Source organism: Enterobacter sp. 200527-13 (assembly GCF_027924865.1).
Taxonomy (GTDB): domain Bacteria; phylum Pseudomonadota; class Gammaproteobacteria; order Enterobacterales; family Enterobacteriaceae; genus Enterobacter; species Enterobacter ludwigii.
The window spans coordinates 201,812-227,754 of record NZ_BSCM01000002.1; the positions used below are offsets into that span (position 1 = coordinate 201,812).

At 53.3% G+C, this 25,943-nt stretch carries 26 protein-coding genes; 13 read left to right on the forward strand and 13 right to left on the reverse strand.

Annotated elements, in window-relative coordinates; all coding sequences use genetic code 11:
- Positions 1 to 53 precede the first annotated feature (53 nt).
- The 11 genes from fliZ to QMG44_RS10290 form a co-directional block, all read right to left on the reverse strand.
- The gene (gene fliZ / locus QMG44_RS10240; protein WP_014170713.1) at positions 54 to 605 is read right to left on the reverse strand and encodes a flagella biosynthesis regulatory protein FliZ; all 552 of its coding nucleotides are present in this window, start codon (positions 603 to 605) and stop codon (positions 54 to 56) included.
- Between the two features lie 54 nt (positions 606 to 659).
- Entirely contained in the window at positions 660 to 1,379 is a 720-nt protein-coding gene (locus tag QMG44_RS10245) for an RNA polymerase sigma factor FliA (protein WP_014170714.1), read from the reverse strand.
- Positions 1,380 to 1,527: 148 nt separating this feature from the next.
- Positions 1,528 to 2,265 (reverse strand): bifunctional 2-polyprenyl-6-hydroxyphenol methylase/3-demethylubiquinol 3-O-methyltransferase UbiG, encoded by a 738-nt coding sequence (locus tag QMG44_RS10250; protein ID WP_032680753.1) that lies wholly within the window; start codon positions 2,263 to 2,265, stop codon positions 1,528 to 1,530.
- Positions 2,262 to 2,714 carry an N-acetyltransferase gene (locus tag QMG44_RS10255; protein ID WP_086532346.1) on the reverse strand — a complete coding sequence of 151 codons (453 nt, stop codon included), beginning with the start codon at positions 2,712 to 2,714 and terminating at the stop codon, positions 2,262 to 2,264. Before QMG44_RS10255 ends, QMG44_RS10250 begins: the two co-directional genes overlap by 4 nt.
- The gene (locus QMG44_RS10260) at positions 2,711 to 3,676 is read right to left on the reverse strand and encodes a hypothetical protein (protein ID WP_040017822.1); all 966 of its coding nucleotides are present in this window, start codon (positions 3,674 to 3,676) and stop codon (positions 2,711 to 2,713) included. The genes QMG44_RS10255 and QMG44_RS10260 overlap by 4 nt, the downstream gene beginning before the upstream one ends.
- A complete protein-coding gene (locus QMG44_RS10265; RefSeq protein ID WP_032680750.1) occupies positions 3,670 to 4,632 on the reverse strand; it encodes a glycosylase in 963 nt (320 codons plus the stop codon). The genes QMG44_RS10260 and QMG44_RS10265 overlap by 7 nt, the downstream gene beginning before the upstream one ends.
- Before the next feature lies 1 nt (position 4,633).
- On the reverse strand, positions 4,634 to 5,332 hold the full coding sequence (locus tag QMG44_RS10270) for a WbqC family protein (RefSeq protein ID WP_032680749.1): 699 nt from the start codon (positions 5,330 to 5,332) through the stop codon (positions 4,634 to 4,636).
- Positions 5,333 to 5,344: 12 nt separating this feature from the next.
- Positions 5,345 to 6,499: a DegT/DnrJ/EryC1/StrS aminotransferase family protein gene (locus QMG44_RS10275; RefSeq protein ID WP_032680748.1), complete on the reverse strand. Its 1,155-nt coding sequence runs from the start codon at positions 6,497 to 6,499 to the stop codon at positions 5,345 to 5,347.
- A gap of 3 nt (positions 6,500 to 6,502) precedes the next feature.
- A complete protein-coding gene (locus QMG44_RS10280; RefSeq protein WP_086532345.1) occupies positions 6,503 to 9,838 on the reverse strand; it encodes a bifunctional class I SAM-dependent methyltransferase/glycosyltransferase in 3,336 nt (1,111 codons plus the stop codon).
- A gap of 27 nt (positions 9,839 to 9,865) precedes the next feature.
- Positions 9,866 to 11,284, reverse strand: a complete 1,419-nt coding sequence (locus QMG44_RS10285) for a hypothetical protein (protein WP_086532344.1) — start codon at positions 11,282 to 11,284, stop codon at positions 9,866 to 9,868.
- Between the two features lie 163 nt (positions 11,285 to 11,447).
- Positions 11,448 to 12,284 (reverse strand): flagellin, encoded by an 837-nt coding sequence (locus QMG44_RS10290; RefSeq protein WP_028013689.1) that lies wholly within the window; start codon positions 12,282 to 12,284, stop codon positions 11,448 to 11,450.
- 365 nt (positions 12,285 to 12,649) lie between these two features.
- On the opposite strand from QMG44_RS10290, the gene fliD reads away from it, so the two are divergent.
- From fliD to amyA, 4 genes are all read left to right on the forward strand, one after another.
- Positions 12,650 to 14,068, forward strand: coding sequence for a flagellar filament capping protein FliD (gene fliD, locus QMG44_RS10295; protein ID WP_086532343.1), 1,419 nt, complete (start codon positions 12,650 to 12,652; stop codon positions 14,066 to 14,068).
- Positions 14,069 to 14,081: 13 nt separating this feature from the next.
- A complete protein-coding gene (fliS, locus tag QMG44_RS10300; RefSeq protein WP_014170724.1) occupies positions 14,082 to 14,486 on the forward strand; it encodes a flagellar export chaperone FliS in 405 nt (134 codons plus the stop codon).
- 5 nt (positions 14,487 to 14,491) lie between these two features.
- Positions 14,492 to 14,854 carry a flagella biosynthesis regulatory protein FliT gene (gene fliT / locus QMG44_RS10305; protein WP_014170725.1) on the forward strand — a complete coding sequence of 121 codons (363 nt, stop codon included), beginning with the start codon at positions 14,492 to 14,494 and terminating at the stop codon, positions 14,852 to 14,854.
- Between the two features lie 64 nt (positions 14,855 to 14,918).
- Positions 14,919 to 16,406: an alpha-amylase gene (amyA, locus tag QMG44_RS10310; RefSeq protein ID WP_020883341.1), complete on the forward strand. Its 1,488-nt coding sequence runs from the start codon at positions 14,919 to 14,921 to the stop codon at positions 16,404 to 16,406.
- A 64-nt stretch (positions 16,407 to 16,470) separates the two neighbouring features.
- On the opposite strand, the gene yedD is transcribed toward amyA, so the two are convergent.
- Together yedD and fliE are read right to left on the reverse strand one after the other, a co-directional pair.
- On the reverse strand, positions 16,471 to 16,884 hold the full coding sequence (yedD, locus tag QMG44_RS10315; RefSeq protein WP_020883340.1) for a lipoprotein YedD: 414 nt from the start codon (positions 16,882 to 16,884) through the stop codon (positions 16,471 to 16,473).
- A 74-nt stretch (positions 16,885 to 16,958) separates the two neighbouring features.
- Complete coding sequence (gene fliE / locus QMG44_RS10320; RefSeq protein ID WP_014170728.1) at positions 16,959 to 17,270, reverse strand: flagellar hook-basal body complex protein FliE; 312 nt, start codon at positions 17,268 to 17,270, stop codon at positions 16,959 to 16,961.
- A gap of 228 nt (positions 17,271 to 17,498) precedes the next feature.
- On the opposite strand from fliE, the gene fliF reads away from it, so the two are divergent.
- The 9 genes from fliF (at position 17,499) to fliN (ending at position 25,941) form a co-directional block, all read left to right on the forward strand.
- Positions 17,499 to 19,178, forward strand: a complete 1,680-nt coding sequence (gene fliF / locus QMG44_RS10325; RefSeq protein WP_086532342.1) for a flagellar basal-body MS-ring/collar protein FliF — start codon at positions 17,499 to 17,501, stop codon at positions 19,176 to 19,178.
- The gene (gene fliG / locus QMG44_RS10330; RefSeq protein WP_014170730.1) at positions 19,171 to 20,169 is read left to right on the forward strand and encodes a flagellar motor switch protein FliG; all 999 of its coding nucleotides are present in this window, start codon (positions 19,171 to 19,173) and stop codon (positions 20,167 to 20,169) included. Before fliF ends, fliG begins: the two co-directional genes overlap by 8 nt.
- Complete coding sequence (gene fliH / locus QMG44_RS10335) at positions 20,162 to 20,869, forward strand: flagellar assembly protein FliH (protein WP_079231917.1); 708 nt, start codon at positions 20,162 to 20,164, stop codon at positions 20,867 to 20,869. The genes fliG and fliH overlap by 8 nt, the downstream gene beginning before the upstream one ends.
- Entirely contained in the window at positions 20,869 to 22,239 is a 1,371-nt protein-coding gene (fliI, locus tag QMG44_RS10340; RefSeq protein WP_032680683.1) for a flagellar protein export ATPase FliI, read from the forward strand. Before fliH ends, fliI begins: the two co-directional genes overlap by 1 nt.
- Positions 22,240 to 22,260: 21 nt before the next feature.
- The gene (fliJ, locus tag QMG44_RS10345) at positions 22,261 to 22,704 is read left to right on the forward strand and encodes a flagellar export protein FliJ (RefSeq protein WP_014170734.1); all 444 of its coding nucleotides are present in this window, start codon (positions 22,261 to 22,263) and stop codon (positions 22,702 to 22,704) included.
- Positions 22,701 to 23,945 (forward strand): flagellar hook length control protein FliK, encoded by a 1,245-nt coding sequence (gene fliK, locus QMG44_RS10350; protein WP_086532340.1) that lies wholly within the window; start codon positions 22,701 to 22,703, stop codon positions 23,943 to 23,945. Before fliJ ends, fliK begins: the two co-directional genes overlap by 4 nt.
- A 106-nt stretch (positions 23,946 to 24,051) precedes the next feature.
- Entirely contained in the window at positions 24,052 to 24,522 is a 471-nt protein-coding gene (fliL, locus tag QMG44_RS10355; protein ID WP_020883336.1) for a flagellar basal body-associated protein FliL, read from the forward strand.
- Between the two features lie 4 nt (positions 24,523 to 24,526).
- On the forward strand, positions 24,527 to 25,531 hold the full coding sequence (gene fliM, locus QMG44_RS10360; RefSeq protein ID WP_014170737.1) for a flagellar motor switch protein FliM: 1,005 nt from the start codon (positions 24,527 to 24,529) through the stop codon (positions 25,529 to 25,531).
- Positions 25,528 to 25,941 (forward strand): flagellar motor switch protein FliN, encoded by a 414-nt coding sequence (gene fliN, locus QMG44_RS10365; protein WP_014170738.1) that lies wholly within the window; start codon positions 25,528 to 25,530, stop codon positions 25,939 to 25,941. Before fliM ends, fliN begins: the two co-directional genes overlap by 4 nt.
- The last annotated feature ends 2 nt before the right edge of the window (positions 25,942 to 25,943 follow it).

Genomic DNA, 25,943 nt, shown 5'->3' on the forward strand with positions numbered 1-25,943 from the left:
GTAGAGAAATCACCTGCAAGGTCAAAGGCGACTGCGCTACATCTTATTCTTTTTTAATATATATCAGAAGTTGTTCCAGCGTGGGCTTTCTGCTTTATGACACCCGGCATTTGTACCTTATATTGTGCATACTTGCGCAGCGCAATGCGGTAGTTGTTGGTGCTGGTCGCAGGCAGCCACGGCTCAAGATTCTCATCCAGATAGCCGGTCTTCAGCAGATCGCGGGAGATGTTGTTCACGGTGAGATGTTGTCCGAGACGGCGCAGGCGGACGACATATTCGCGTACGGTTCCGTGGCTCATCTCCGTTTGTTCAAACAGGAATTGTTTGAAGCCGATAATGTCGAAGAAGTCGCTTTGCTCTTTGCAGTGGAGATCACCGCAGAAACGGCAAAGCGCCACCCACTCTTTTTGTTCTTCGAGCCATGCTGCTTCATCCATCAACGTGTCGAGGCGTGAAATCGCGATCTTATTAACGATTTCGCCTCGACGAACCAGCGTGATACGATCGAGTAACTTGTTACAGTGGGCGCAATGCGTCTGGCTGTGTTTAAAGTCTTTCAGGTAGCGGCTTAAAGGCCGTCTTTTAGATTGCTGCACCGTCATGATAACTCCTGGTTGTCAATACGTTGTGCGGCATTTTTCAGGTGAATCAATCACCTATAACTTACCCAGCTTTGTGCGTAAACGTTTAATGGCCTGGCTGTGCAACTGGCTCACCCGAGACTCCCCCACTTCCAGAACAGCGCCAATCTCTTTGAGATTAAGCTCTTCCTGATAATAGAGGGTCAACACCAGCTGTTCGCGCTCAGGTAAAGCCTCAATCGCTTCCATTACGCGCTGGCGTAAATTACCTTCCATTAAATGGTGTAACGGGTTTTCTTGCTGATGTTCATCCGTCACCAGCTCGATGCTATCGCCATGCTCTTCTCGCCACTCGTCATAAGAGAAGAGTTGGCTATTATTGGTATCGAGCAACATCTGACGATACTCTTCAACAGCAATGCCAAGACGTTCCGCCACTTCTGTTTCCGTTGCGTTACGTCCCAGTTCCTGTTCCAGCTGCCCCATCGCATGCGCCACTTCGCGCGCGTTGCGGCGAACACTGCGCGGCACCCAGTCGCGGCTGCGCAGCTCATCCAGCATCGCACCACGAATACGCTGAACTGCGTAAGTCGTAAATGCCGTTCCTTGCAGAGCGTCGTATCGGTCAACTGCATTCAATAACCCGATACCGCCCGCCTGTAGCAGATCGTCAAGTTCCACGCTCGCCGGCAAACGCACCTGGAGGCGCAATGCTTCGTGACGCACCAGTGGGACATAACGCTGCCACAGCGAGTGTTTATCCATTACACCTTCAGCGGTATAGAGTGAATTCACGATAAACAGCCCTGCGTTAGTTGAGTTATCGGCATGATTATCCGATTCTGCAGGGCGTTCAATTGGATGAATAGTGGGTAAAATAAGGGGTTATTTGGGGGTTACCGATGCATGCAGGGATAACATGCATCCTGTGGTAAGGATAACGTCAGCCTTTTTTACATAGCAAGAATATACTTGAACATAAATCAGGGTATTGATGGCCTAACTCGTAGCACCCCTCAAGATATTGCTTTGAGATGATATCTGTCTGTAAAAGTTTGTCCCACTGGAAATTAGCGAGCGCCTTGAAAAAAATACCCGTGCGATAAACAACGTTAAGTCCCGCAAGACGGGCATCTCTTTCAAGAGTATCCAGAGAATAAGTACAACGATGGCCATGCTGAAACTCAGCCTCCGTCACCGCACTGTTATGCGAGATTAAGTTCATTTTTACGGCAATCTGTCGGGAGGCGGCATGCGCATTTGGACAAACCAGAAAAAAGTGGCCTTCATCCGTTAACCATTCATTATTAATGCGTTTTAAGAGGTTAACGGGATCGTCAATATGCTCCAGCACATGGGTGAGAATAATATTGTCATAACGCTCCGGCAGTTCAACATCCTCAAAGCGGGAATGCACAAACGAGACATTTTCCCCCAGGCGCTTACTGGCGATATTCATCGCCTCTGCCGAGGCTTCCACGCAGGTGATGTCGCTGAATTTTTCGGTCAATCGTGCGGTAAAATCACCTTTAAAACTACCAAGTTCAAGTAAATTACCCGGCTTAAAAAATGGTGTGAACGCACGGATCATAAAAGGGTGCATCACATCAAAATCAAAGTTATAGGCATACTGATGATCGGCAGTATCTTTGATTTCCAGATTGTAATCACGAAGGGTCATGTTGTTATCTCACTGTGCAAAGTCATGGTTATCTTTGAAGCGTTTGATCTGCCGAAGATAAATCCATGCTTTAGATATAAATGTTGTGCCGACACGTTATTCTTATCGACTTCAAGATTAATTTCCGTCACACCCTGGGACTGTAGATGTTCAATGCTTTGAATTAATAGCTTGCTACCCACACCGCAATGCTGGGCGTCAGGCAAAACGGAAACATGAGTAATAAATCCCTGCTGACGCTGCGCGTTATAATAGGCTGCAACCAGTCCGGTGAGCGTGTTGTTATGCCAGGCTTCGGTTCGCCATGCCCGCTCCGCTATTTTTTTGGCATAGTCCTGCAACGCGATTATTTCGGTAATAGACGCGACAAAAAGCGGGTCACACTGATTAAAGTGTTCGACGATCTCCTCCGGTGAGGCACGGTTCTGGCAAAACGCCCAGCAATTCATAACACCAGTTCCGCCAGGCCAAATCCTGCTTTGCCAAACGCGTTACCGTTATAAAGCAAATAAACTTTCTCATCGCAGCGGAACAGATGGGGATAGCACTGCATTTCGCTGTCCCAGTCATTCACGGACGCGAGCGACGCCATCTGGCTGTCGTCACGATGCCAGTGGTGTAAATCATCAGACCAGGCATAGCCCAGACGATAGCCGCGCCCCTGCTCTGTGCGGAAATCGAAACACTCACGGAAGCAAAAGACCATATGATAACGGCCATTGATTTCAATCACCGTCGGCAGTGCCTGGCATTCATCGTCCCCCAGTACGGAAGGGATAATTTGCTGGCTGTCACGCTGCCAGTGGATGCCATCGTGTGATTCCGCATGAGCAATTTTATAGATGCGATCCGGAACCGAATCCGGTGTGCGCTTCTTCCAGCCCGTTCCAAAGATGTACCACATGTGGAAACGTTCACGGGTATGTATAACAAAGGCATCTCCCACTAAGTGTGGCTCGTGCAATGAGGGGCCCATCACGGGCCCAGTACCGAAACGGGTGAAGTGTTCGCCATTGTCTGTGCTTACCGCAAAACCAATGGCTGTATCAACCGAGACCGAAACGCGACGATTCCAGCCCGTCGTCCATGCCATGATTTTTCCTTCATGACGCAGAACGTTACAAGGGAAAATACCGTGCTCATCGAATGTGCCCAACTCAGCAGATGCTATCACCGGCTCGGGACTGATACGAAGCACCTCCCGCAAAGATTTATCCATATCCACATAGCAGACACGGCTAATAAACTTTGCTGAATTCGCCTCCCGCTCACGCGTGGAAAAGTAGATTCGGACAAAGTCATTAAACACCAGCGCTTGCGGAGACTGGGCAAAACCCACCCCATTTGCCAGAGGAGGAACCTGTGAAGGCGAATAGATAAGCCCGTGCTTACGCCATTTCAGGGTCAGCATAATTTGCCCTCAAGTTGTGCCAGGCCAAAGCCATAGCGGCCCACCTGATCCCCCAGATAAGCCATGTAAATATTGCCATCGAGTTCAAAAACGTGTGGGTAGCTGATCATTTCTGCATCCCATCCGGAAGCAGAAACGTCAATGCCAGCTTTGCTATCATCCCGGTGCCACGACATCATATCCAGACTCCACGCGTAGCCGATGCGGTAACCGTTCTGCTTTCCGCGGTAATGGGCGCTGTAGCGGTAGCAAAAAAACATATGGTATTTGCCGTTGGCGTAAAAGACATCCGGGCTGGCCTGTGCCTCGTCCTCTTCGATACGGCTGGGGATCAGATCTTTATTCAGCTTCGTCCAGTTGATGCCATCTTCAGATGTCGCCATGCGAATCTTGTAGACCGGCTCTGCGCGGCCATCCACCCATTTCCATTTGCGACCAGCAATATAAAAAAGCTGCCATTGGTTATTGAATCTTCGAATTTTCGGCCCACTCATTACAAACGGCTCATCCGGAGAGTAACCGATTGCTGGCCCCGGACCCGCTTTAACAAAGGTCTCCCCCTGGTCATGGCTTACTGCCATGCCAATTGCCACGTTGAACGGCACCGATTCGCAGCGAGTCCAGCCTGCATACCAGGCTTTTACCACATCCTTATCGCGCATCACGGAGACGGGATAGGTACCAAATTCGTCAAATTCTCCGTATCCACCCAGCGGGAGAATCGGTTCACGGGCAAAGCGCAATACCTGGAAGAGATCGTCACGAGCCAAATCCACCCAAGCGGAATAGCTGACATATTTCCCCTGTTCATCAGCAGGCGGGCGGCAGGAGAAATAGACGCGCACGAAATCATCAAAGATCAGCGTCGCAGGGGCCTGAGCAAACTCTTTAAGCCAAGGGAGATGAGTCACCTCCTGCGGGGTAAAGACCTTACCCAATTTTTTCCATGTAAACATATTAAATTAACTCATAACCAAGTTGCAGGCGACGAACCACCTCATCGCGAGAGTTAAACATCATGACGTCAATAATGGACAGCCAGGGAATAAACGCCGCGTCAGAATGCGGGTAGTGCCACGGTTGCGGCTGGATAAATTGCAGCTGAAGCCCGCGTTCGACAAAATCCTGCCGGGAATAGAGCGCCATGCCCCCCGGGGGGTTAATATACGTACGGACGTTCATCACCTGACAAATATCGATGACGCGATCCTGAGACTTTAACGCGTGATTCGCCGGTAACGAAGACGAGACAATTAGCTCACACGAGAAGCCAAAATAGTCCCGCAACCGGTTCAGGCCCAGCCACAGATAATTAAAAAGATTATCCTCCGGGTTCTGAATAATCTCCTCAACGATCGGCATTACCGCGGAAAATGAGGGTGCGTGGCGATACGCACCGACAATTTGATTGCACAGCTTATTGCGGTCAAATGCTGCTGAGAGCTGCCGCTCCCTGATATCCAGAAAGTCCGAGTCTTTTTTTAGTGGCAGCGAGATTAATGACTCCGCACCGCGAACCTGAATACGGTTACGGTTAATCCACCCTTTTTTCGTGTACTTGATGTTGTCATACACCACGAAAGCATCCACTGCCGCCATCAGTTGGAAATAGCCGCAATACGGGAAAAAATAGGGTTGCATGATCGCCAGCTTCATCGGTTTTCTTTCCTATCCATTGACCACAAGCGCAGGCTCTGCCGCACGGGCGGCATTGATAAAGAGTTCCTGGATAATCTCAATAATACGACGTTGATCGGCCACCAGTAGTCCGGGATAGATGGGCAGGCAGAGCACCGCATGAGAAATTTCATCGGCAACCGGGAGATGTTGTGCATTCGCCGTCGGGAAGTGGCGATACATCGGGAACGCGCTGATAAGCGGATAGAAATAACGGCGGGCATAGATATTATGCTTGCGTAATTCCGAATAGATAGCATCCCGGCTGACCGCCGAATCTTCGCGGATAAGTACCGGGAAGTAGGAGTAATTCCATTCAATATTACTGGCAGGTTTAATGTACTCCAGCGCCGGAAGAGCGGAATCGAGCAGTTCAACGTAACGTTGATAAATAACCGCGCGTTCCTGCAGCGCACTGTCAATATACTTTAACTGCAGCAGCCCCATGGCCGCCTGCACTTCATTCATTTTGGCGTTAATACCCGGCGCCATCACAATGGTTTCATCGGCAAAACCAAAGTTTTTAAGATAATCAATGCGCTGCTTGGTTTTGGCATCATGGCAAATAATGGCCCCCCCTTCGAAGGTATTAAACACCTTTGTGGCATGGAAGCTCAGTACGGACAGATCGCCATAATTGAGAATGCTGGCGTTATCCTGTTTGACGCCGAAACAGTGGGCCGCATCGTAAATCACCTTCAGTCCATAGGTATCGGCAATCTTCTGGATGCGTTCCATATCGCACGGAATACCATAGCAGTGGACTGGCATGATCGCCGTCGTTTTAGGCGTAATCAGTTCTTCAATGCGATCCGGATCGATATTAAAAGTGGCGGGGTCAATATCAGCAAACACCGGTGTTAAATCATTCCACAGCAGGCTGTGAGACGTGGCGACAAAAGAGTATGGCGTGGTGATCACTTCACCGGTTATACGCAATGTCTGAAGCGCCGTCAGCAACGCGAGCGTGCCGTTGGAGAACAGGCAGACATGTTTTACCCCAAGATACGCCGCCAGCGCCTCTTCCAGTTGCTGATGGAATTGCCCGCTGTTGGTCAAAATTTTACTTTCCCACAAGGTCTCCAGGTAAGGGATGAACTCCTCAAGGGGCGGAAGAAGTGGACTGGTAACGTAGACATTTTTCATAAATTAATCCTCAGTACCTGATACCTGGAAACTGCGGGGTGCTTCATCAGCACACCATTTTCGCCAGGCCCCGCGCAGGGCCTGCTGGAAAGGAATCGCCACATTGCTCTGGCTCTGGAGTGGGATTGTGCTCCGCATGCTCTGACGCAAAGCGCTGAGGGTTTCCAGTCGGGTTTGCCAGCTAACGGCCTTGTCGAAATAGTCTTGCTGACTTTCCGCCACAAACTCATCCAGCCCGTAGATATGCAAGATCTCCAGCCCCTGCCGCGCGGGATAGGTTGCGCCTGCCAGGGTAAGCGTCGGGACGCCCATCCATATGCCATGACTGGTGGTGGTTCCCCCGTTGTACGGGAAGGAATCAAGCAACATGTCTACCTCATGATGCATATGAAGATACGACTCCAGTCCCGTCGTTTTACGGAAGATAAGCTGCTCATCCGATACGCCCAGCGCATTGAGCTTTTTGCGGTAGCGGGCGATCATCGCATCGTCATCCATAAAACCAATCAGCAAACGTGACGTGGCGTTATGCAGCAGAATGCGCGCCCACAACGCAAAGACCTGGTCATTCAATTTTTTCGGGCGGTTGAAACTACCGTAGGTAAACCAGCCGTTCGTTAGGGCTGGCAAGGCATTGACGTCAGGGCTGGAAGCATCCGGCTCAAAGAAGTTATCGAGTGGAATCGCGATCAGCTTTTCAGTGAACTGAGCGTCTATCGCAGCATTCCTGACAAACCCGGTGCTGATAATGCGGTAATCCATCTGCCGCATCCCGGTCGTGCCCGGGTAACCGAGCCAGGTGATTTGCACCGGCGCAGGCTTAAAGGCAAACGCGGGTAAACGCGTCCCGGTGGTATGACCCGAGAGATCAAAAAGAATATCAATCCCGTCGCTGTGGATCTGTTTTGCCAGCTCAACGTTATTGAGATGGGTAACAGATAACCACTTCGTCGAGGTGTTACGGAAGTGCTCCGTGACGGCATCATCTTTATCCAGCGTACTATATCCGTAGAGGGAAAACCGCTCCCGATCCATGCCGTCCCAGAACGGGCGCAGGAAGCGGCTTACGGGATGGTTACGGAAGTCTCCGGAGACAAAGCCGACGCGCAACGGCCGCTCAGGATCCTTACTACCCTGCCACGGCAGCGCCAGGTCGAAGTTTGTCGCCCACTCGGTCACCAGTTCACCATAGGCAAGATGGCGATTGAAAAGCACTTCCGGCGAGACAGAAAAATCGTGGGTAAGAACAAACAGCAGGCTGGTGAAACAGTCAAAATCACCCGGCGCAAACTCGAGCGATTTCTCGAGGAAATAGCGTGCTTCCGTCAGTTTCTGATTATCACTGAGAATAATGCCCATCATCGCGAGATGCAGCGGATTCGTGGCGTTATAGCGCAACGATTCCCTGGCGCAGCGTTCAGCCATGGCCATATTGCGACGCGCATGATAAACCACCGCCAGCGTATTCCAGAATGACGCATTATGTTTATTCAACCGCAGCAGCGCCTGCAGGATCCGGGCGGCATAATGCAGCTCACCTTTTTTCTGCAGCACGGTTGCCAGGTCGAACCAGATATCCTGCCCGGCAGAGTAGCGGCTCATGAGCTGGCAGAGTGCCAACAGAGCCTCGTCCCAGTCGCCCATCAGCAGGCTTGCACGGGAAGAGCAGCGAAGCAGATGCAGATTATGAGGATCGTTTTCAATCTGTCCCGTAATGTAATCGCGCGCGTCTTTCGCCAGACCTGCGGCAATCAGCGCGTTTACGTTTTGGTAAATGAGATCGATGCCAGGATCCTGTTCATCCCTCTCCCCTGCCATAATCTGCGCGTCAACAAGTAAACCGCCCTGTTGCGATCCGACATTAAGCAGTAAAAGCGTATCAATGTTGCTTTTAAGGTAGTCGACATCCCCCAGACGCAAAAAACGCTGCAGTGCTTTGCGCCAAGCTTCAGGGGTACCTTTCAATAGTCCTTTCGCCTTCAGTGCAGAAAAGCACTCTCGGCTTCTGGCCTGATTCACATCCATGCCGGCAATCGCGAACTCCCGTTCGTCGTCACTGAGGGTCACACGCTCCCCCCAGAGATTAAGCATGATGTCAAAGTCTTGCCCTACCAGAAGAGGAGCAATTAACGTGAGTTCACTTTCAGGCTGAACATTGTAAGGCCCCGGTGAACCCGCCCAGTGGAGCCCCGGAATTTGGTTGAGAAAGAGATCTTTTAGAGATTCAAGTACGCTCTGGGAGACATCCCCCTCTTTTTCGGGAAGACGAGCGTTGCTCACCAGTTGATCAAATGACAGGCTCAGCGGCCATGCGCCGCCAAGCAGATCGAGAATATGCAGCGTCGTGGTATTTTGCGTCGAGAAAAATTTCCCTTCAGCGTTGGTGTGAGCATTGACGATCTCGCCGCGATCGTTGCGGCAACGTCTGAAATCACCGGCCCAGTGCAGCGTGTTTAACCGGGTAAAATCCAGCGCCGCCGCGTTAACAGTATCATCACGGGAAAGCAGGCTGACGCGCTCGCGACGGTTGACGGCAAAATCGAGATATTGCTGCGCGGCAATCGATGCCTGCCCAGATGAGACCAGTGCGTGCAGCTGATGAATTTGCTCGCTAAAGCTCTCACCCGTTTCGTACTGAGGCAGCGCATCCCCCACGTAGCGCAGCCCGCAGGATGAGAGAGTATCGGTGAACTGAAGGAACTGCCCGGAGATGTGCGTGGCGCTTGCCAGGCTCTCAATAAGGGTCGTGTCGTCAACGCGCTCCATCGCGAGCACATAGTCTTTGATCTCCCCTTCCGGCTGGGTCAATGCCAGATAGCTGAGCATACCACGAGCAAAAGCAACCTTCTCATCTGACCGGCCCGCAAGGCGTGCGTGGAAGGCCAACGCATCCTGAACGTATTGTGCCGCGGATTCAGGCGGGGTAAAAATCTGGTGGATGGCAATAATGCCATACGCCGACAGGTGGCGACGACACCACTGCAACAGCGCGTCACGCTCTGGCATGCCTGCAGGAATAAAGTCCCCGCGAATAAGAATGTAATCGAACTCACCCGGTGACACGCTCAGCACATCGTTAAGACCCGCCGCAACCAGTTCAATACTGACGATACCCAGACGCTGCGCCTGCCTCTGCCCCGCTGCAATAGCGTCTTCGTTAATATCAATACCTATCCCGACACAATCAGGCCAGGCCAGCGCAGCGGATAACAACACCTCGCCCTGTCCGCAACCTAAATCCAGGACGCGTGCATTCTCAGGTGCCCCGGCAGGAAACTGATACAGGGCAGCGGCGGCCTGCAGACCCGATAGCGTGAATCGATTATCTGGATACAACATACAGAGAAAGTTCCATGAGTTCAGTGGTTAGCCAAAATAGGTTTGTTGCATCGCAGCTTTGTAGTTCTGGTACGCTTCGCCGCCTGATTTTTGCGTGGTCACTGTCCAGCTGAACGTGGCGTCGGTGTAGCGAATATCGATCAGTTTCTCCAGCGGCTCGCGATGAATGGCCATCTGCTCAACCGCAGGCAGTGCATCCAGCGCGACAGAAAGTGCGACCTGGTCGAGGAACCACTCCGCATTGCCGCGGCGTAGATTCCAGTCAATAAATGTCGCAACAAGCGACAGGTATTTACGCGAAAGCGTCCCCGGAACCGTATAGACAAAGCCGGCGGGAACCTGCTCCCATGGCGGTGCGCCGTTACTGTAAGAGAGGACAATTTCCTTATCAGGAAGATGTTGCTTAATATCGGCCCAGTTCTTACGCACGAGACAATCTGCATCAAGAACAATAACTGGAGAGGTGAACACGCTCAGTGCATAGCTGAGGAAAACAAAACGTCTTGAGGCGTACCAGACATTGATACCAAAAACGGGCGCAATCTTTTCGGCTGTCACCGATATCACCATTCCCGGAAAATGCTGGTGCAGCGAATGAACGTGCGCCTTTGTCTCATCATCAGGGTTATAAAGATGCAGGTGAACGTTAAGCTGGTCGCCGTTGGTATGGAAGATCGAACCTAACAGCGTCAGGGCGTGATCGAAGTAATAGCGTTTGTCGCACGCTACCAGAACCGTTGTTTTTCCGTTTTCCTCTGCCGGAAGAAGCCACTCGTAGTGCGAAAAATCAGGCTCATAATCAGGCATGTTCAGGGCGGAGAAATCGATGAACGTTTCAGGGCAGCCACCCAGTTTATGAATCCCCGTGACGATCATTAGCATCGTTAACGCGTCTTCACCAATATGTTCAGGATCGGCGGTCAGCTGCTGGATAAGCGTCTGCATCTGATTAAAATCATCTTCCATCAGGCACACTAACAGCAATATTTTCATCACGGTTGGGGATGGACTCACCACCGCGTAGTAGTTTGAAATCAGGAATAAGGCGGCGTCAATTTCGTTAATACGGAAGAAAACCTGAATACCCGCCACCAGAAGATTTATGCTGTCGTCATGCTGAAGCGCCTCTACGACCCAACCGGTAATGGTTTCACTCAGCTCTTGCGAAAAGGGTGTTGGCTTGCCCTGGTTTTTAAAATCAAACGCGGCGTTTGCTGCAGCGATCGCGCACAGCATGCGCTTAACAGCGAGTTCTTTTTGTGCATCCAGATCGGTCGTTGCGTCCATGATCTGGGGTTCGAGCGTGGCAATATCAGAATTTTTATAGTGCAGGATTTCGGTTACAACATGCGCAGGCAATGCATCCGTTTCTGGCAAAAAGATTAGCCGTGAAAATTCATCACGGTAATACTGATGCAGCGATCGTGTACGCTCGAACTTGTTCATCCCGATTCTCTTAGTAAGATTGCGATTCTTACCCATCGTACAAGGGAATATTCGAGATAATGGAAGGAACACCCCCGGTAATAATGGCTTATTTCGGAGATTGTCTGGCGGGCAAAAAAAAAGGTTGCTGTCTCCAGCAACCTTTATGAAACAGACGCGGCGATTAACGCAGCAGAGACAGCATAGCCTGAGGAACCTGGTTTGCCTGAGACAGTACAGAAGTACCAGCCTGCTGCAGGATCTGCGCGCGAGACATGTTGGAAACTTCGGTAGCGTAGTCAGCGTCCTGGATACGGGACTGAGCAGCAGACAGGTTATTGATAGAGTTGTTCAGGTTGTTGATGGTAGATTCGAAACGGTTCTGAATCGCACCCATGTTAGAACGCGCGGTATCAATTTTCGCGATTGCAGCATCAGCAGCAGAGATAACAGCCTGTGCAGAGGCGTTATCGGAGATTGCAGTGCTCAGACCAGCGCTCAGGGTACCAGAGGTCGCGTTGATCAGCGCGTTGCTGTCTACAGAGATGGTGTCGTTAGCAGAAGTACCAGCACCAACCTGAATTTTCAGCGCGGTAGATACAGAGCCGTCCAGCAGTTTTTTACCGTTGAAGTTAGCTGAGCCCGCGATACGGTCGATTTCAGCCAGACGCTGTTTGATTTCAGTGTTGACGGAAGTCAGGTCAGAAGAACCGTTGGTGTCGGTAGCAGCCTGAACAGACAGCTCACGAATACGCTGTAAGTTGGTGTTGATTTCGTTCAGGTTACCTTCAGCAGTCTGAACCAGGGAGATGCCGTCGTTGGCGTTACGCGCCGCCTGGGTCATACCTTTAATCTGGGAGGTCATGCGGTTAGCAATCGCCTGGCCAGCAGCGTCATCTTTCGCGCTGTTGATACGCAGACCAGAGGACAGACGCTCGATAGCAGTGCCCAGAGAAGACTGAGATTTGTTCAGGTTGTTCTGAGTGGTCAGGGACAACAGGTTAGTATTGATAACTGCCATAATTTTAATTCCTTCAAAAATGGTTTCTAGGGTCGGTGCCTAACACTCACGGCGTCTCTCACCGTCAACAAGGTTATCGACGCTCGAACAGCAGACTTTAGAAAATATCGAAGAAAATATTTAATTACTTGTTTTATAAGGATTTATTTTGCGCTAAAGCGGCTGCAGAGTGCATGATGAATAAAAGATTAACGCAAAAAATCACCGTCTTATTCTCTTCGGTATATTTCTTCGTCATGCACCCTGTTGATTTAAAACGCGTCATTTAGGTCGCTTATTCAGCGATATATTTTTTAAGCTTGCCGTAAACTTTTCGTCGAACGGGCCGATAAACGACTGAAACATCCATTAAGAAGGAACACTACATGGCGACTATCAGTAATCTCGGGGTGGGCATGCCCGGCCTGTCAGATCTGTACGATAAGCTGCAGGCAGCAGAAGAAACAAAATTGACGGCTATTGCCAAGCAAAAAACCACCTACGACGCGCAGATTACCGGTTACGGCAAATTACAAAGCGCCCTGACGAATCTGCAAACCGCAGCTGCTAAGCTCGCAAAAACAGATACGTGGAACTCAACCTCCATTAGCAGCACCAATACTGCTTTTTCGGCTATCAGTACCTCCGGCGCTAACGTTGGTGATGTGACAGTCAACGTGAGCAAGATTGCTAAAGGCCAGGTGCTGACAACCACGCCAGGCACTATCGACAGCAATACTAAGCAGTTAGGTGGCACCACAGGCACCAACAGCCGAACCATTACCATTACCCAGGCAGGCGCTGACAGTAAACCACTGACGGTAACCCTGGCCGATGGCGATACCTCCCTGAACGGGATCGCTAAAGCCATTAATGCTGCCAACGGCAGTGTCTCGGCAAGTGTGGTGAAAGCGGATGATGGCGACTATCGTCTGATGCTGACCTCCAAAACCACCGGTACCGATTCTGATATGACGGTAACAGTGACCGGCGACGATATGCTGAAAGGCATCATTGGCAGTGGCACACTTACCGAACAGGTAAAATCACAAAATGCCGTCGTTAACGTCAACGGTATCCAGATTGTCCGCCAGACCAACACCATCACTGACGCCATTCCAGGGGTAACATTAACCCTGAAAGCACAGAGCACAGCCGATGAAACCCTGACCGTAACCCGCTCTACAGACGATAACAAAAAAGCCATTACAGAATGGGTAACTGCCTATAACTCTCTGCAGTCCACCATTGCCTCATTGACGAAATATGAGCCACCTGCGGTGGGTGCAACCGCCCAGTCTTCGAATAACGGCGTACTGATGGGTGACAGTACTATCCGCGGAGTACAATCCGATCTGCGTGCTTTATTGACCAATGTGCAGAGCGGTTCCTATGCCATTATGGCCCAACTTGGCATCACACAGGACCCGGTCAAAGGCGCGGACGGCGCGGTTGGCAACCTGAAAATTGATGATAAGAAATTAACCAAGATCCTCACGGACGATCCGGCTGGTGTACAGGCCTATTTTGTGGGGGACGGGAAAACGACCGGTTTCGCTACCCAGATGAATAACAAGCTAACCGATATGCTGAGCACGTCTGTCGGCAAAGAAGGCGTTATTCAGAATGCGAAGGACGGTATTAACGCCACGCTCAAATCCATCGGCAAACGTTACGACGCGATGGAATTGACGATTGAAGCCACGATGGCGCGCTATAAAAAGCAATTTAACGATTTAGATAAGCTGGTCACAAAATTCAACGGCACGGCCACTTATTTGACCCAACAGTTCAGCAGTAAGTAAGAAAGGAAACGATATGTATAGCAAATCTGGTGTACAAGCCTATCAGCAGGTAGGTCTTGAATCTGCTGTCTTGAGTGCCAGCCCGCACCAGTTGGTTGTCATGTTGTTCGACGGTATCCATAGCGCGCTTATCCGGGCGCGCCTTTTCCTTGAGCAGGGGGACATCCCGGCAAAAGGAGAGGCCCTGTCTAAGGCCATTAATATTATCGAAAATGGCCTTAAGGCTGGGTTAAATATGGATGTGGGAGGAGAACTCCCCCGCAACCTTTCTGCGCTTTACGACTATATGGTACGCCGTTTGTTACATGCCAATCTGCGCAATGACATCGAGGCTATTACCGAAGTCGAGGCTCTGCTGCTCAATATTTCCGACGCCTGGAAGCAAATCGGCCCGGGTTATACTCCCAAGCAGGATTAACTTTAATGAACGACTCCAGCTTATCCCTTAAAAAGTGGCATGCTCTTTATGCGCTTAGCAATACAATGCTGAGCCTTGCTCAATCCGGGAAATGGGATGAGCTCATCGAACAGGAGGTTGCATACGTTTCGCTGGTTGAAGAGATCAGCACGACTCCTTTTCCACCCGACAGCAAACACATCCAGGATCAGGCGATGGTGATACTGAATCAGGTGCTGCAGAATGAACTCCTCCTCAAGGATTTGTTGCAGGAAAGAATGAGTGAGTTGAGCGGTCTTATTGCCCAAACCAACAAGCAAAAAAACGTTAACGTTACCTACGGGAAGTTGTCAGGCAACATATTATTTCCCGGAGAGATGAATCATTAATTCACATTAGCGATTCTTGATCCATACTCCAGAAGTCTGCCAAACGGCTTCTGGAGCACGGACGATGAAAAACCCCACCCTGTTACAATGTTTTCACTGGTATTACCCTGCGGGCGGTGAATTGTGGCGAGAGGTCACGGCGTTAGCCCCCAATCTTAACGAAATCGGCATCAATATGATCTGGTTGCCGCCAGCCTGTAAAGGCGCATCCGGCGGGTACTCGGTTGGATACGACACTTACGATCTCTTCGACCTCGGTGAGTTTGACCAGAAAGGCAGCGTCGCCACCAAGTACGGTGACAAAGCTCAGCTGCTGGAGGCCATCGACGCACTCAAAAGTAATGAGATCGCCGTCCTCCTGGACGTGGTGGTTAACCACAAAATGGGCGCAGACGAGAAAGAACCCGTCCGCGTTCAGCGCGTCAACGAACAGGATCGCACGCAGATCGACGATGAGATCATTGAGTGTGAAGCCTGGACACGCTACACCTTCCCAGCCCGTGCCGGGCAATATTCGCAGTTTATCTGGGATTACAAATGCTTCAGCGGCGTCGACCATATTGAAAACCCCGATGAAGACGGCATTTTTAAAATCGTCAACGACTACACCGGTGAAGGCTGGAACGACCAGGTTGATGATGAGATGGGTAATTTTGATTACCTGATGGGCGAAAACATTGATTTTCGCAACCATGCCGTCACCGAGGAGATCAAATACTGGGCCCGCTGGGTCATGGAACAAACTGGCTGTGACGGTTTTCGTCTGGACGCCGTCAAACACATTCCCGCCTGGTTTTATAAGGAGTGGATTGAGCACGTTCAGGAAGTCGCAACGCAACCGTTGTTTATCGTGGCGGAATACTGGTCCCACGAAGTGGATAAACTGCAGGCCTATATTGACCAGGTCGATGGCAAGACGATGCTTTTCGATGCCCCCCTGCAGATGAAATTCCACGAAGCATCGCGCCAGGGTCGGGAATACGACATGAGCCAAATCTTTACCGGCACCCTGGTCGAAGCCGATCCGTTCCATGCAGTAACTCTGGTTGCCAACCATGACACTCAGCCTTTGCAGGCACTGGAAGCGCCGGTTGAAGCGTGGTTTAAACCGCTGGCCTATGCCCTGATCCTGCTGCGTGAAAACGGAGTGCCCAGCGTCTTTTATCCGGATTTATTCGGTGCCAGCTATGACGATACGGGCGGTGACGGCGAAACCTACCATATTGATATGCCGGTCATCGAGCAGCTTCACGAGCTGATCCTCGCCCGCCAGCGTTTTGCCCACGGCGTGCAGACGCTGTTCTTCGATCACCCAAACTGTATCGCCTTCAGCCGCAGCGGCACCGAAGACGATCCTGGCTGTGTGGTGGTGATGTCGAATGGCGATGACGGCGAGAAAGTGATTTGTCTGGGTGAAAACTACGGCAACAAAACGTGGCGTGATTTTCTCGGCAATCGCGAAGAAACGGTCACTACCGCAGCGGATGGCGAAGGCACCTTTACCTGCAAAGGTGGAAGCGTCAGCGTGTGGGTGATTGAGGATGCGTTGTAGTTGTAAAAGCATCTGACGTGAATTGAATGCCGGGTCAGGCGAAGCTGCCACCCGGCAACATGCACTACGGAAGTTTACTCTCAAGCGGATTTTTGCTCAGATAATCTGCGCACTCTACCGTCGGGCGATCGACCTTCTGTAGCTCCATACCATCATACTCAAGAACAGAGCCATCGCGCTCCAGCGGATAAATATCCAGCTTGCGGGTGACGTTATAATAACTGTCTGAACGCAGCATGATTTTACCCGGTACAGCGATCACGCGCTGCCACTGACGGCAGTCCAGCGTATCGCCCTCCTCCGTCACTACCAGCGTGGCAATCGCCTCTGGGCTCACCATTTTGCTCTGCGGCCCTTTTGACTGCCAGTACCCTGCCAGATGCGCCGGGACGGGGTGTTTGATCACTTCCTGATAGTTATCCACCTGAACGCACCCGGTCAGTGCCAGCAGCGCACCAGCAATTGCTATTTTTTTCATCATCTTTCCTGCATTCGAAGAAAAAAATATTGTGGCATTAAAGCGCTTGGGCTGCCAGCGAAGATCGACGGGTCTTAAACCTGCATCCCCATCACTTCCTGATAAGCAGACACAAGCTTGTTACGCACCTGAATCCCCATCTGCAGGGAAACCGAGGCTTTTTGCAAATCGGTCATCACATCATTCAGTGCCACGCCCGGCTCGCCGAGGGTGAACTTCTCCGCCTGAGTACGTGCGGCGGTCTGGGTATCGCTGATACGGTCAAGCGCGGCGTGCAGTTGTCCTGCAAAACTGATGCTCGGTTGTTCTGCCACATTCTGATTACGGGCCGTCATCGCCGTTGCCTGCAACTGACTGATCACCCCTTCAATACCCTGTATAGCCATGACTCTCCCCTGAATGGTTTTTTACGGGGTCAAGACTAACAGCTTGTCAATAAGATAATGGCGGTAAATAGCGTGAAAAAACCAGGTTATTTGACGCATAGAAAATCCTGAATCATCAAATAATGGCAGGGCCATCAATATGGAACTTTTGTCGTGTTTGCCGACCCGGGAGTCAGTTTTGTTTCTCTACACGAATAACGTAAACCACCAGGATTTAAGAGGTGCGCAATGAGTGCAACAGCATCGACAGCGCCACAAAATAAATCACTCGAGTGGATGAACCGCCTTCGCGCGAATCCTAAAATCCCGTTGATCGTGGCAGGCGCTGCCGCAATTGCGATCCTTGTAGCGATGGTCTTGTGGGCGAAAAGCCCTGATTACCGCACGCTTTACAGTAACCTTTCCGATCAGGATGGCGGTGCCATCGTCACCCAGCTTACCCAGATGAACATCCCTTATCGCTTTGCGGATAACGGCGGTGCGCTGGAGGTACCGGCTGATAAGGTGCACGAACTTCGTCTGCGCCTGGCGCAACAGGGACTGCCAAAGGGCGGTGCGGTAGGTTTTGAACTGCTGGATCAGGAAAAATTCGGTATCAGCCAGTTCAGCGAGCAGGTGAACTACCAGCGTGCGCTGGAAGGTGAGCTGGCCCGTACGATTGAAACATTGGGTCCGGTGAAGAGTGCCCGTGTGCACCTGGCCATGCCTAAACCCTCCCTGTTTGTCCGCGAGCAGAAATCCCCGTCGGCCTCCGTCACCGTTAACCTCCAGCCTGGCCGTGCAATGGATGAAGGACAAATCAGCGCGGTGACCCATCTGGTCTCCAGCGCTGTTGCCGGTCTCCCGCCGGGTAACGTGACGCTGGTTGATCAAAGTGGTCATCTGCTGACCCAGTCCAATACCGCAGGCCGCGATCTGAATGACGCGCAGCTGAAATATGCCGCGGACGTGGAAAGCCGCGTGCAGCGTCGCATCGAAGCCATCCTTGGCCCGGTCGTGGGTAACAGCAACGTGCATGCGCAGGTTACCGCGCAGATTGACTTCTCTAATAAAGAACAGACCGAAGAGCAATACAGCCCGAATGGCAACCCGGCTCAGGCGGTAATGCGCTCTCGTCAGGTCAATGAAAACGAACAGGTTGGCGGCGCATACCCAGGCGGTGTGCCAGGCGCATTGTCTAACCAGCCAGCACCGGCTAACGCGGCACCAATCTCAACGCCACCGGCTAATCAGCAGAACGGTCAGCAAACGAATCAGCAGACCACATCAACAGCCAGCACCGCCGGTCCGCGTACCAGCAGTCGTAACGAAACCACCAACTACGAAGTGGACCGTACTATCCGCCACACCAAACTGAACGTGGGCGATGTACAGCGTCTGTCGGTTGCGGTGGTGGTGAACTACAAGACGCTGGCGGATGGCAAGCCGTTGCCGTTGACCACCGAGCAGATGAAACAGATTGAAGACCTGACCCGTGAAGCGATGGGTTACTCCGAGAAGCGCGGCGACACGCTCAACGTGGTGAACTCACCGTTCAACTCGGTTGAAGAGTCAGGTGGCGAACTGCCGTTCTGGCAACAGCAGGCGTTTATCGATCAGCTGCTGTCCGCAGGTCGCTGGCTGCTGGTTCTGATTGTCGCGTGGCTGCTGTGGCGTAAGGGCATTCGTCCTCAGCTCCAGCGTCGTGCAGAAGCTGAAAAAGTGGCGCGCGAACAGGTCAGTACCCGTCAGGAAGTGGAAGATGCAGTTGAAGTTCGCCTCAGCAAAGACGAACAGATGCAGCAACGCCGTGCTAACCAGCGTATGGGCGCCGAGGTCATGAGCCAGCGCATTCGCGAAATGTCAGATAACGATCCGCGCGTCGTGGCGCTGGTCATCCGCCAGTGGATGGGTAACGAACATGAGTAACACGCTTTCAGGCACCGATAAAAGCGTCATCCTGCTGATGACCATTGGCGAAGACCGTGCGGCCGAGGTGTTCAAACACCTCTCGCAGCGCGAAGTACAGATTCTCAGTGCGGCAATGGCAAACGTACGCCAGATCTCTAACAAACAGCTGACGGAAGTGCTGTCTGAATTTGAGCAGGAAGCCGAACAGTTTGCCGCGCTCAACGTCAACGCCAACGACTATCTGCGCTCCGTGCTGGTCAAGGCGCTGGGCGAAGAGCGTGCTGCCAGCCTGCTGGAAGACATTCTGGAAACGCGCGATACCGCCAGCGGTATCGAGACGCTCAACTTTATGGAACCGCAGAGTGCCGCCGACCTTATCCGCGACGAGCACCCGCAGATTATCGCCACCATTCTTGTCCACCTCAAACGTGGCCAGGCGGCCGATATTCTGGCGTTGTTCGAAGAGCGCCTGCGTCACGATGTGATGCTGCGTATCGCGACCTTCGGTGGTGTCCAGCCAGCCGCGCTGGCGGAGCTGACCGAAGTGCTGAACAACCTGCTCGATGGCCAGAACCTCAAGCGCAGCAAAATGGGCGGCGTGAGAACGGCGGCAGAGATCATCAACCTGATGAAAACGCAGCAGGAAGAAGCGGTCATTACCGCCGTTCGCGAATTCGACGGCGAGCTGGCACAGAAAATTATCGACGAGATGTTCCTGTTCGAAAACCTGGTCGAAGTGGACGATCGCAGCATCCAGCGTCTCCTCCAGGAAGTGGACTCCGAGTCGCTGCTTATCGCCCTCAAAGGTGCCGAGCAGCCGCTGCGCGAGAAGTTCCTGCGCAACATGTCTCAGCGTGCGGCAGATATCCTGCGCGACGACCTTGCCAACCGTGGCCCGGTCCGTCTGTCTCAGGTGGAAAACGAACAGAAAGCCATCCTGCTTATCGTTCGTCGTCTGGCGGAAACCGGCGAGATGGTGATTGGCAGCGGAGACGACACCTATGTCTAATGAACTGCCGTGGAAGCGCTGGACGCCCGACGATCTGGCGCCTCCCCTGTCAGAGTTCACACCCGCCGTGCTGTCGCCCGAAGAGGGCTACCCGGATGTCGAGCAGCCTGAGCTGAGCGAAGAAGAGCAGCGCGCGCAGATGCTGGCCCAGTTGCAGATGCAGGCCCATGAGCAGGGCTACACGGCTGGCCTGAACGAAGGACGTCAGAAAGGCCACGATCAGGGGTATCAGGAAGGTCTGGCCAAAGGGTTAGAACACGGCATTGAACAGGCGCGCCAGCAACAGGCTCCGCTTCACGCCCGTATGCAGCAGCTGGTCAGCGAGTTTCAGCACACGCTGGATGCCCTGGACAGCGTCATTGCCTCAAGGCTGATGCAGATGGCGCTGGAAGCCGCCCGTCAGGTGATCGGCCACGCGCCGGCGGTGGACAACACCGCGCTGATTAAACAAATTCAGGGCCTGCTTCAGCAGGAGCCGCTGTTCAGTGGGAAACCGCAGCTGCGCGTGCATCCGGACGACCTCCAGCGCGTGGAAGAGAGTCTGGGCGCGACGCTGAGCCTGCACGGCTGGCGTCTGCGCGGCGACCCGTCGTTGCATCACGGAGGCTGCAAGGTCTCTGCCGATGAAGGTGACCTGGATGCCAGCGTTGCGACCCGCTGGCAGGAACTGTGCCGCCTGGCAGCACCGGGAGTCGTCTGATGACTGCACGCCTCACCCGCTGGCTCAACACGCTCGATAATTTTGAAGCGAAGATGACGCAGCTGCCGTCCGTTCGCCGTTACGGACGACTCACGCGTGCCACCGGCCTGGTGCTGGAAGCCACTGGCCTGCAGCTTCCGCTGGGAGCCACCTGCGTGATTGAGCGTCAGGATGGACTAGAGACGCGTGAAGTTGAGAGCGAAGTCGTCGGCTTTAATGGCCAGCGCCTGTTCCTGATGCCCCTTGAAGAAGTTGAAGGCATCCTGCCCGGTGCGCGCGTGTATGCGAAAAACATCAGCGGCGATGGACTGCAAAGCGGGAAACAGCTCCCGCTTGGCCCTGCCCTGCTTGGCCGCGTTCTGGACGGAAGCGGTAAACCGCTGGACGGCCTGCCCTCGCCGGACACCACCGAAACCGGCGCGCTGATCACCCAGCCGTTTAACCCCCTTCAGCGTACCGCCATCGAACATGTCCTCGACACCGGCGTGCGCCCGATTAACGCCCTGCTGACCGTAGGCCGCGGGCAGCGTATGGGCCTGTTTGCCGGCTCAGGGGTGGGCAAATCCGTCCTGCTTGGCATGATGGCACGCTACACCCAGGCCGATGTCATCGTCGTGGGTCTGATCGGTGAACGTGGTCGCGAAGTAAAAGACTTTATTGAAAATATTCTCGGTGCAGAAGGCCGTGCCCGCTCGGTGGTCATCGCCGCACCGGCGGATGTCTCACCGTTACTGCGTATGCAGGGTGCTGCGTATGCCACCCGTATCGCGGAAGATTTCCGTGACCGCGGCCAGCACGTGCTGCTGATTATGGACTCCCTGACCCGCTATGCGATGGCGCAGCGTGAAATCGCTCTCGCCATCGGAGAACCTCCGGCGACCAAAGGTTATCCGCCTTCGGTCTTTGCCAAGCTCCCGGCGCTGGTCGAACGTGCAGGAAACGGCATCAGCGGCGGCGGCTCAATCACCGCTTTTTATACGGTTCTGACCGAAGGCGATGACCAGCAGGACCCGATTGCCGACTCCGCGCGTGCGATCCTCGACGGTCATATTGTGTTATCGCGCCGTCTGGCCGAAGCCGGTCACTACCCGGCAATTGATATCGAAGCATCAATCAGCCGTGCAATGACGGCATTGATCACAGAGAAGCACTACGCCCGCGTGCGTAACTTCAAACAACTCCTCTCCAGCTTCCAGCGCAACCGCGATCTGGTGAGCGTGGGGGCGTATGCCAAAGGCAGCGACCCGATGCTCGACAAAGCGATTAGCCTGTGGCCGCAGCTGGAGGCGTTTTTGCAACAAGGTATTTTTGAACGCGCCGACTGGGAAGACTCACTCCAGGCACTGGAGCTGATTTTCCCGCAGGTGTAACACAGGTGGAGGGCGAAGGTCATGGCGCAAAACAGCGCGTTATCAACGCTGAAAGATCTGGCTGAGAAAGAAGTTGATGATGCCGCATTGCAGCTTGGCGCAATGCGACGCGGGTGCCAGCAGGCTGAAGAGCAGTTGAAGATGTTAATCGACTATCAGCATGAATATCGCACCAACCTCAATACCGATATGACACAGGGCATTGGAAGCCAGCGCTGGATTAACTATCAGCAGTTTATTCAGACGCTGGAAAAGGCGATAGAACAGCATCGCCAGCAGCTTAACCAGTGGACCCAGAAAGTCGACACCGCGCTGAATTTCTGGCGCGAGAAAAAGCAGCGACTGCAGGCCTGGCAGACCTTACAGGACCGACAGATCGCGGCAACGACCCTGGCGGAAAACCGTCTGGATCAGAAGAAAATGGATGAGTTTGCCCAGCGCGCATCAATGAGGAAACCGGAATGATCACATTGCAACAACTGCTGATGACCGACAGCGACCTGTCGGGCGGCATGCAAACAGGGAAAGGCACCGACGGTGCACAAGACTTTCTTTCTCTGCTGGCAGGCGCCCTGACTGACGCAACAGGCCAGGGCAACGATGCGCCGCTGACGCTGGCTGACCTGAAAGCAGCCGGCAGTAAGCTGTCAAAAGTTGCTCAGGAAGCCGGGGGAGAGAACACCCTGCAGGCCAAAATAGCCAACCTGCTCTCGCGTCAGCCAGCCCTGACAGGCGATGAACCGACAGCAGCCACCCCGCTGGACACCCTCGTTTCCGGGCTGGTGCCGGTTTCAAAAGGTGATGCCCTGAAGACCCTGAGCGCGGTGAAAACGCAGGATGACAGCAAAAGCGAGCTGAGCGAAGAAGAGCTGGCAGGGTTGAGCGCGCTGATGGCGATGCTGCCCCACCAGCAGACGGCAACGCCGGTGGCCTCTGGCGCGACAGGTATTGGCGTGACGGCGAAATCAACGCTGAACGCTGCCGCGCTTTCGCAAAATGGTGCAGGTCAACAGTCCATGAGCACCCTGCTGGCGGGCCATGAAAAAGCGCAACAAGCGTCGACTTATCAGGCGCAGGCGCAGGCGCAAAACGCCGATCCGTCTCAAGCGGTCAACGCACCGGCGACCCCGATCGTGGCCGCCGCCGCTGAGAAGCAGGATCTCGCCAGTTCACCCTCTTCAACAGCCCCGACCGCAACGCTTGCGCCCGTCATTTCCAGCAACGTCACCAGCCACGCTGCCGCAACCGTTGCCACGGCACCGGTATTGAGCCAGCCGCTGGGAACCCAGGAGTGGCAGCAATCCCTGAGTCAGCACATTACGTTGTTCACGAAACAGGGCCAGCAGACCGCAGAGTTGCGTCTGCACCCGGAAGATCTGGGCCAGGTCCAGATTACCCTGAAACTGGATGATAACCAGGCACAACTGCAAATGGTGTCGGCGCACAGCCACGTGCGTGCGGCCCTGGAAGCTGCACTGCCGGTCCTGCGCACGTCGCTTGCTGAGAGTGGCATTCAGCTCGCGCAAAGCAGTGTCAGCAGCGAGAGCTTTGCCGGACAGCAGCAGTCCTCCTCTCAACAGCAGCAACAGGCTTCACGTTCCGGTAATACCGGCGGTTTTAATGAGGAGAGCGATGAGTTACTGCCTGCCCCTGCCGCCCTGCAATCCGCGGCGCGTGGCAACAGTGCCGTAGACATCTTTGCCTAAACGCCAGAGGTAGCGTGATTATCCCCGTCTTTTCCACGCTTTGACGACAGCAGGACACGGGATAATCACCTTATTAAGCTGTACCGAAACAGGAAGCTCGTATCAGATGACTGACTCCGCGATCACCAAAAAAAGCAAGCGTTCCATCTGGATCCCGCTGCTGGTGTTAATCACGCTCGCCGCCTGCGCTACCGCGGGCTATAGTTACTGGCGTATGCAGCAGGAACCTTCTACCGCTGCGGCCAAAGCCGAACCGCCTCCTCCGCCGGCACCGGTATTCTTCCCACTGGATACCTTCACCGTGAATCTGGGTGATGCGGATCGTGTGCTGTATGTGGGTATTACGTTACGCCTGAAAGATGAAGCCACGCGTGCGCGCCTGAATGATTATCTTCCTGAAGTGCGTAGCCGTCTGCTGCTGCTGTTCTCTCGTCAGGATGCCTCAACGCTTGCTACCGATGACGGTAAGCAAAAGCTGGTCGACGCCATTAAACAGACGCTGGCGACCCCGCTGGTAAACGGTCAACCCAAGCAGGAAGTCACTGACGTTCTGTATACAGCCTTCATACTGCGGTAACGACATGGGCGACAGTATTCTTTCTCAGGCAGAAATCGACGCGCTTCTTAACGGCGACAGCGATAAGAACGATGATCCGCAACCGGGTATTGGCGGCGATAGCGATATTCGTCCCTATGATCCCAATACCCAGCGCCGCGTAGTACGTGAACGTCTGCAGGCGCTGGAGATCATTAACGAACGTTTTGCACGTCAGTTCCGTATGGGGCTGTTTAACCTGCTGCGTCGTAGCCCGGATATCACGGTCGGTGCGATCCGCATCCAGCCGTATCATGAGTTTGCCCGCAACCTGCCGGTGCCAACGAACCTTAACCTGATCCACCTGAAACCGCTGCGCGGCACAGGTCTGGTGGTGTTTTCGCCAAGCCTGGTGTTCATTGCGGTGGATAACCTGTTTGGTGGCGACGGGCGTTTCCCGACCAAAGTGGAAGGGCGTGAATTTACCCACACCGAGCAGCGCGTCATCAACCGCATGCTGAAGCTGGCGCTGGAATCTTACAGCGACGCGTGGAAAGCAATTAACCCGCTGGAAGTGGAGTACGTACGTTCTGAGATGCAGGTGAAATTTACCAATATCACCACCTCCCCGAACGATATCGTCGTTAATACCCCGTTCCATGTGGAGATCGGTAACCTGACCGGTGAGTTCAACATCTGCCTGCCGTTCAGCATGATCGAACCGCTGCGTGAACTGCTGGTCAACCCGCCGCTGGAGAACTCGCGCAACGAAGATCAGAACTGGCGTGAAAACCTGGTGCGTCAGGTTCAGCATTCTCAGCTTGAGCTGGTGGCGAGCTTCGCGGATATCCCGCTGCGCTTATCCCAGATCCTGAAATTACAACCCGGCGATGTTTTGCCGATAGAAAAACCCGACCGCATTATTGCCCATGTGGATGGTGTCCCCGTGCTGACAAGTCAGTACGGCACAATTAACGGTCAGTATGCGTTACGCGTTGAGCACTTGATCAACCCGATATTGAATTCGCTGAATGAGGAACAGCCCAAATGAGTGACATGAACAATCCGTCCGATGAAAACAGCGGAGCACTGGACGATCTGTGGGCTGACGCGTTAAACGAGCAAAAAACGACTCCGGCCAAAAGTGCAGCGGATGCTGTGTTCCAGCAGCTCGGCGGCGGCGATGTCAGCGGTACGCTGCAGGATATTGATCTGATTATGGATATCCCGGTTAAGCTGACCGTGGAACTGGGCCGCACCCGCATGACCATTAAAGAGCTGCTGCGTCTGACGCAGGGTTCCGTGGTGGCCCTTGACGGTCTCGCCGGCGAACCGCTGGATATTCTGATCAACGGTTATCTCATTGCCCAGGGTGAAGTCGTGGTGGTTGCCGATAAATACGGCGTGCGCATCACCGACATTATTACGCCATCTGAACGTATGCGTCGTCTGAGCCGTTAAGC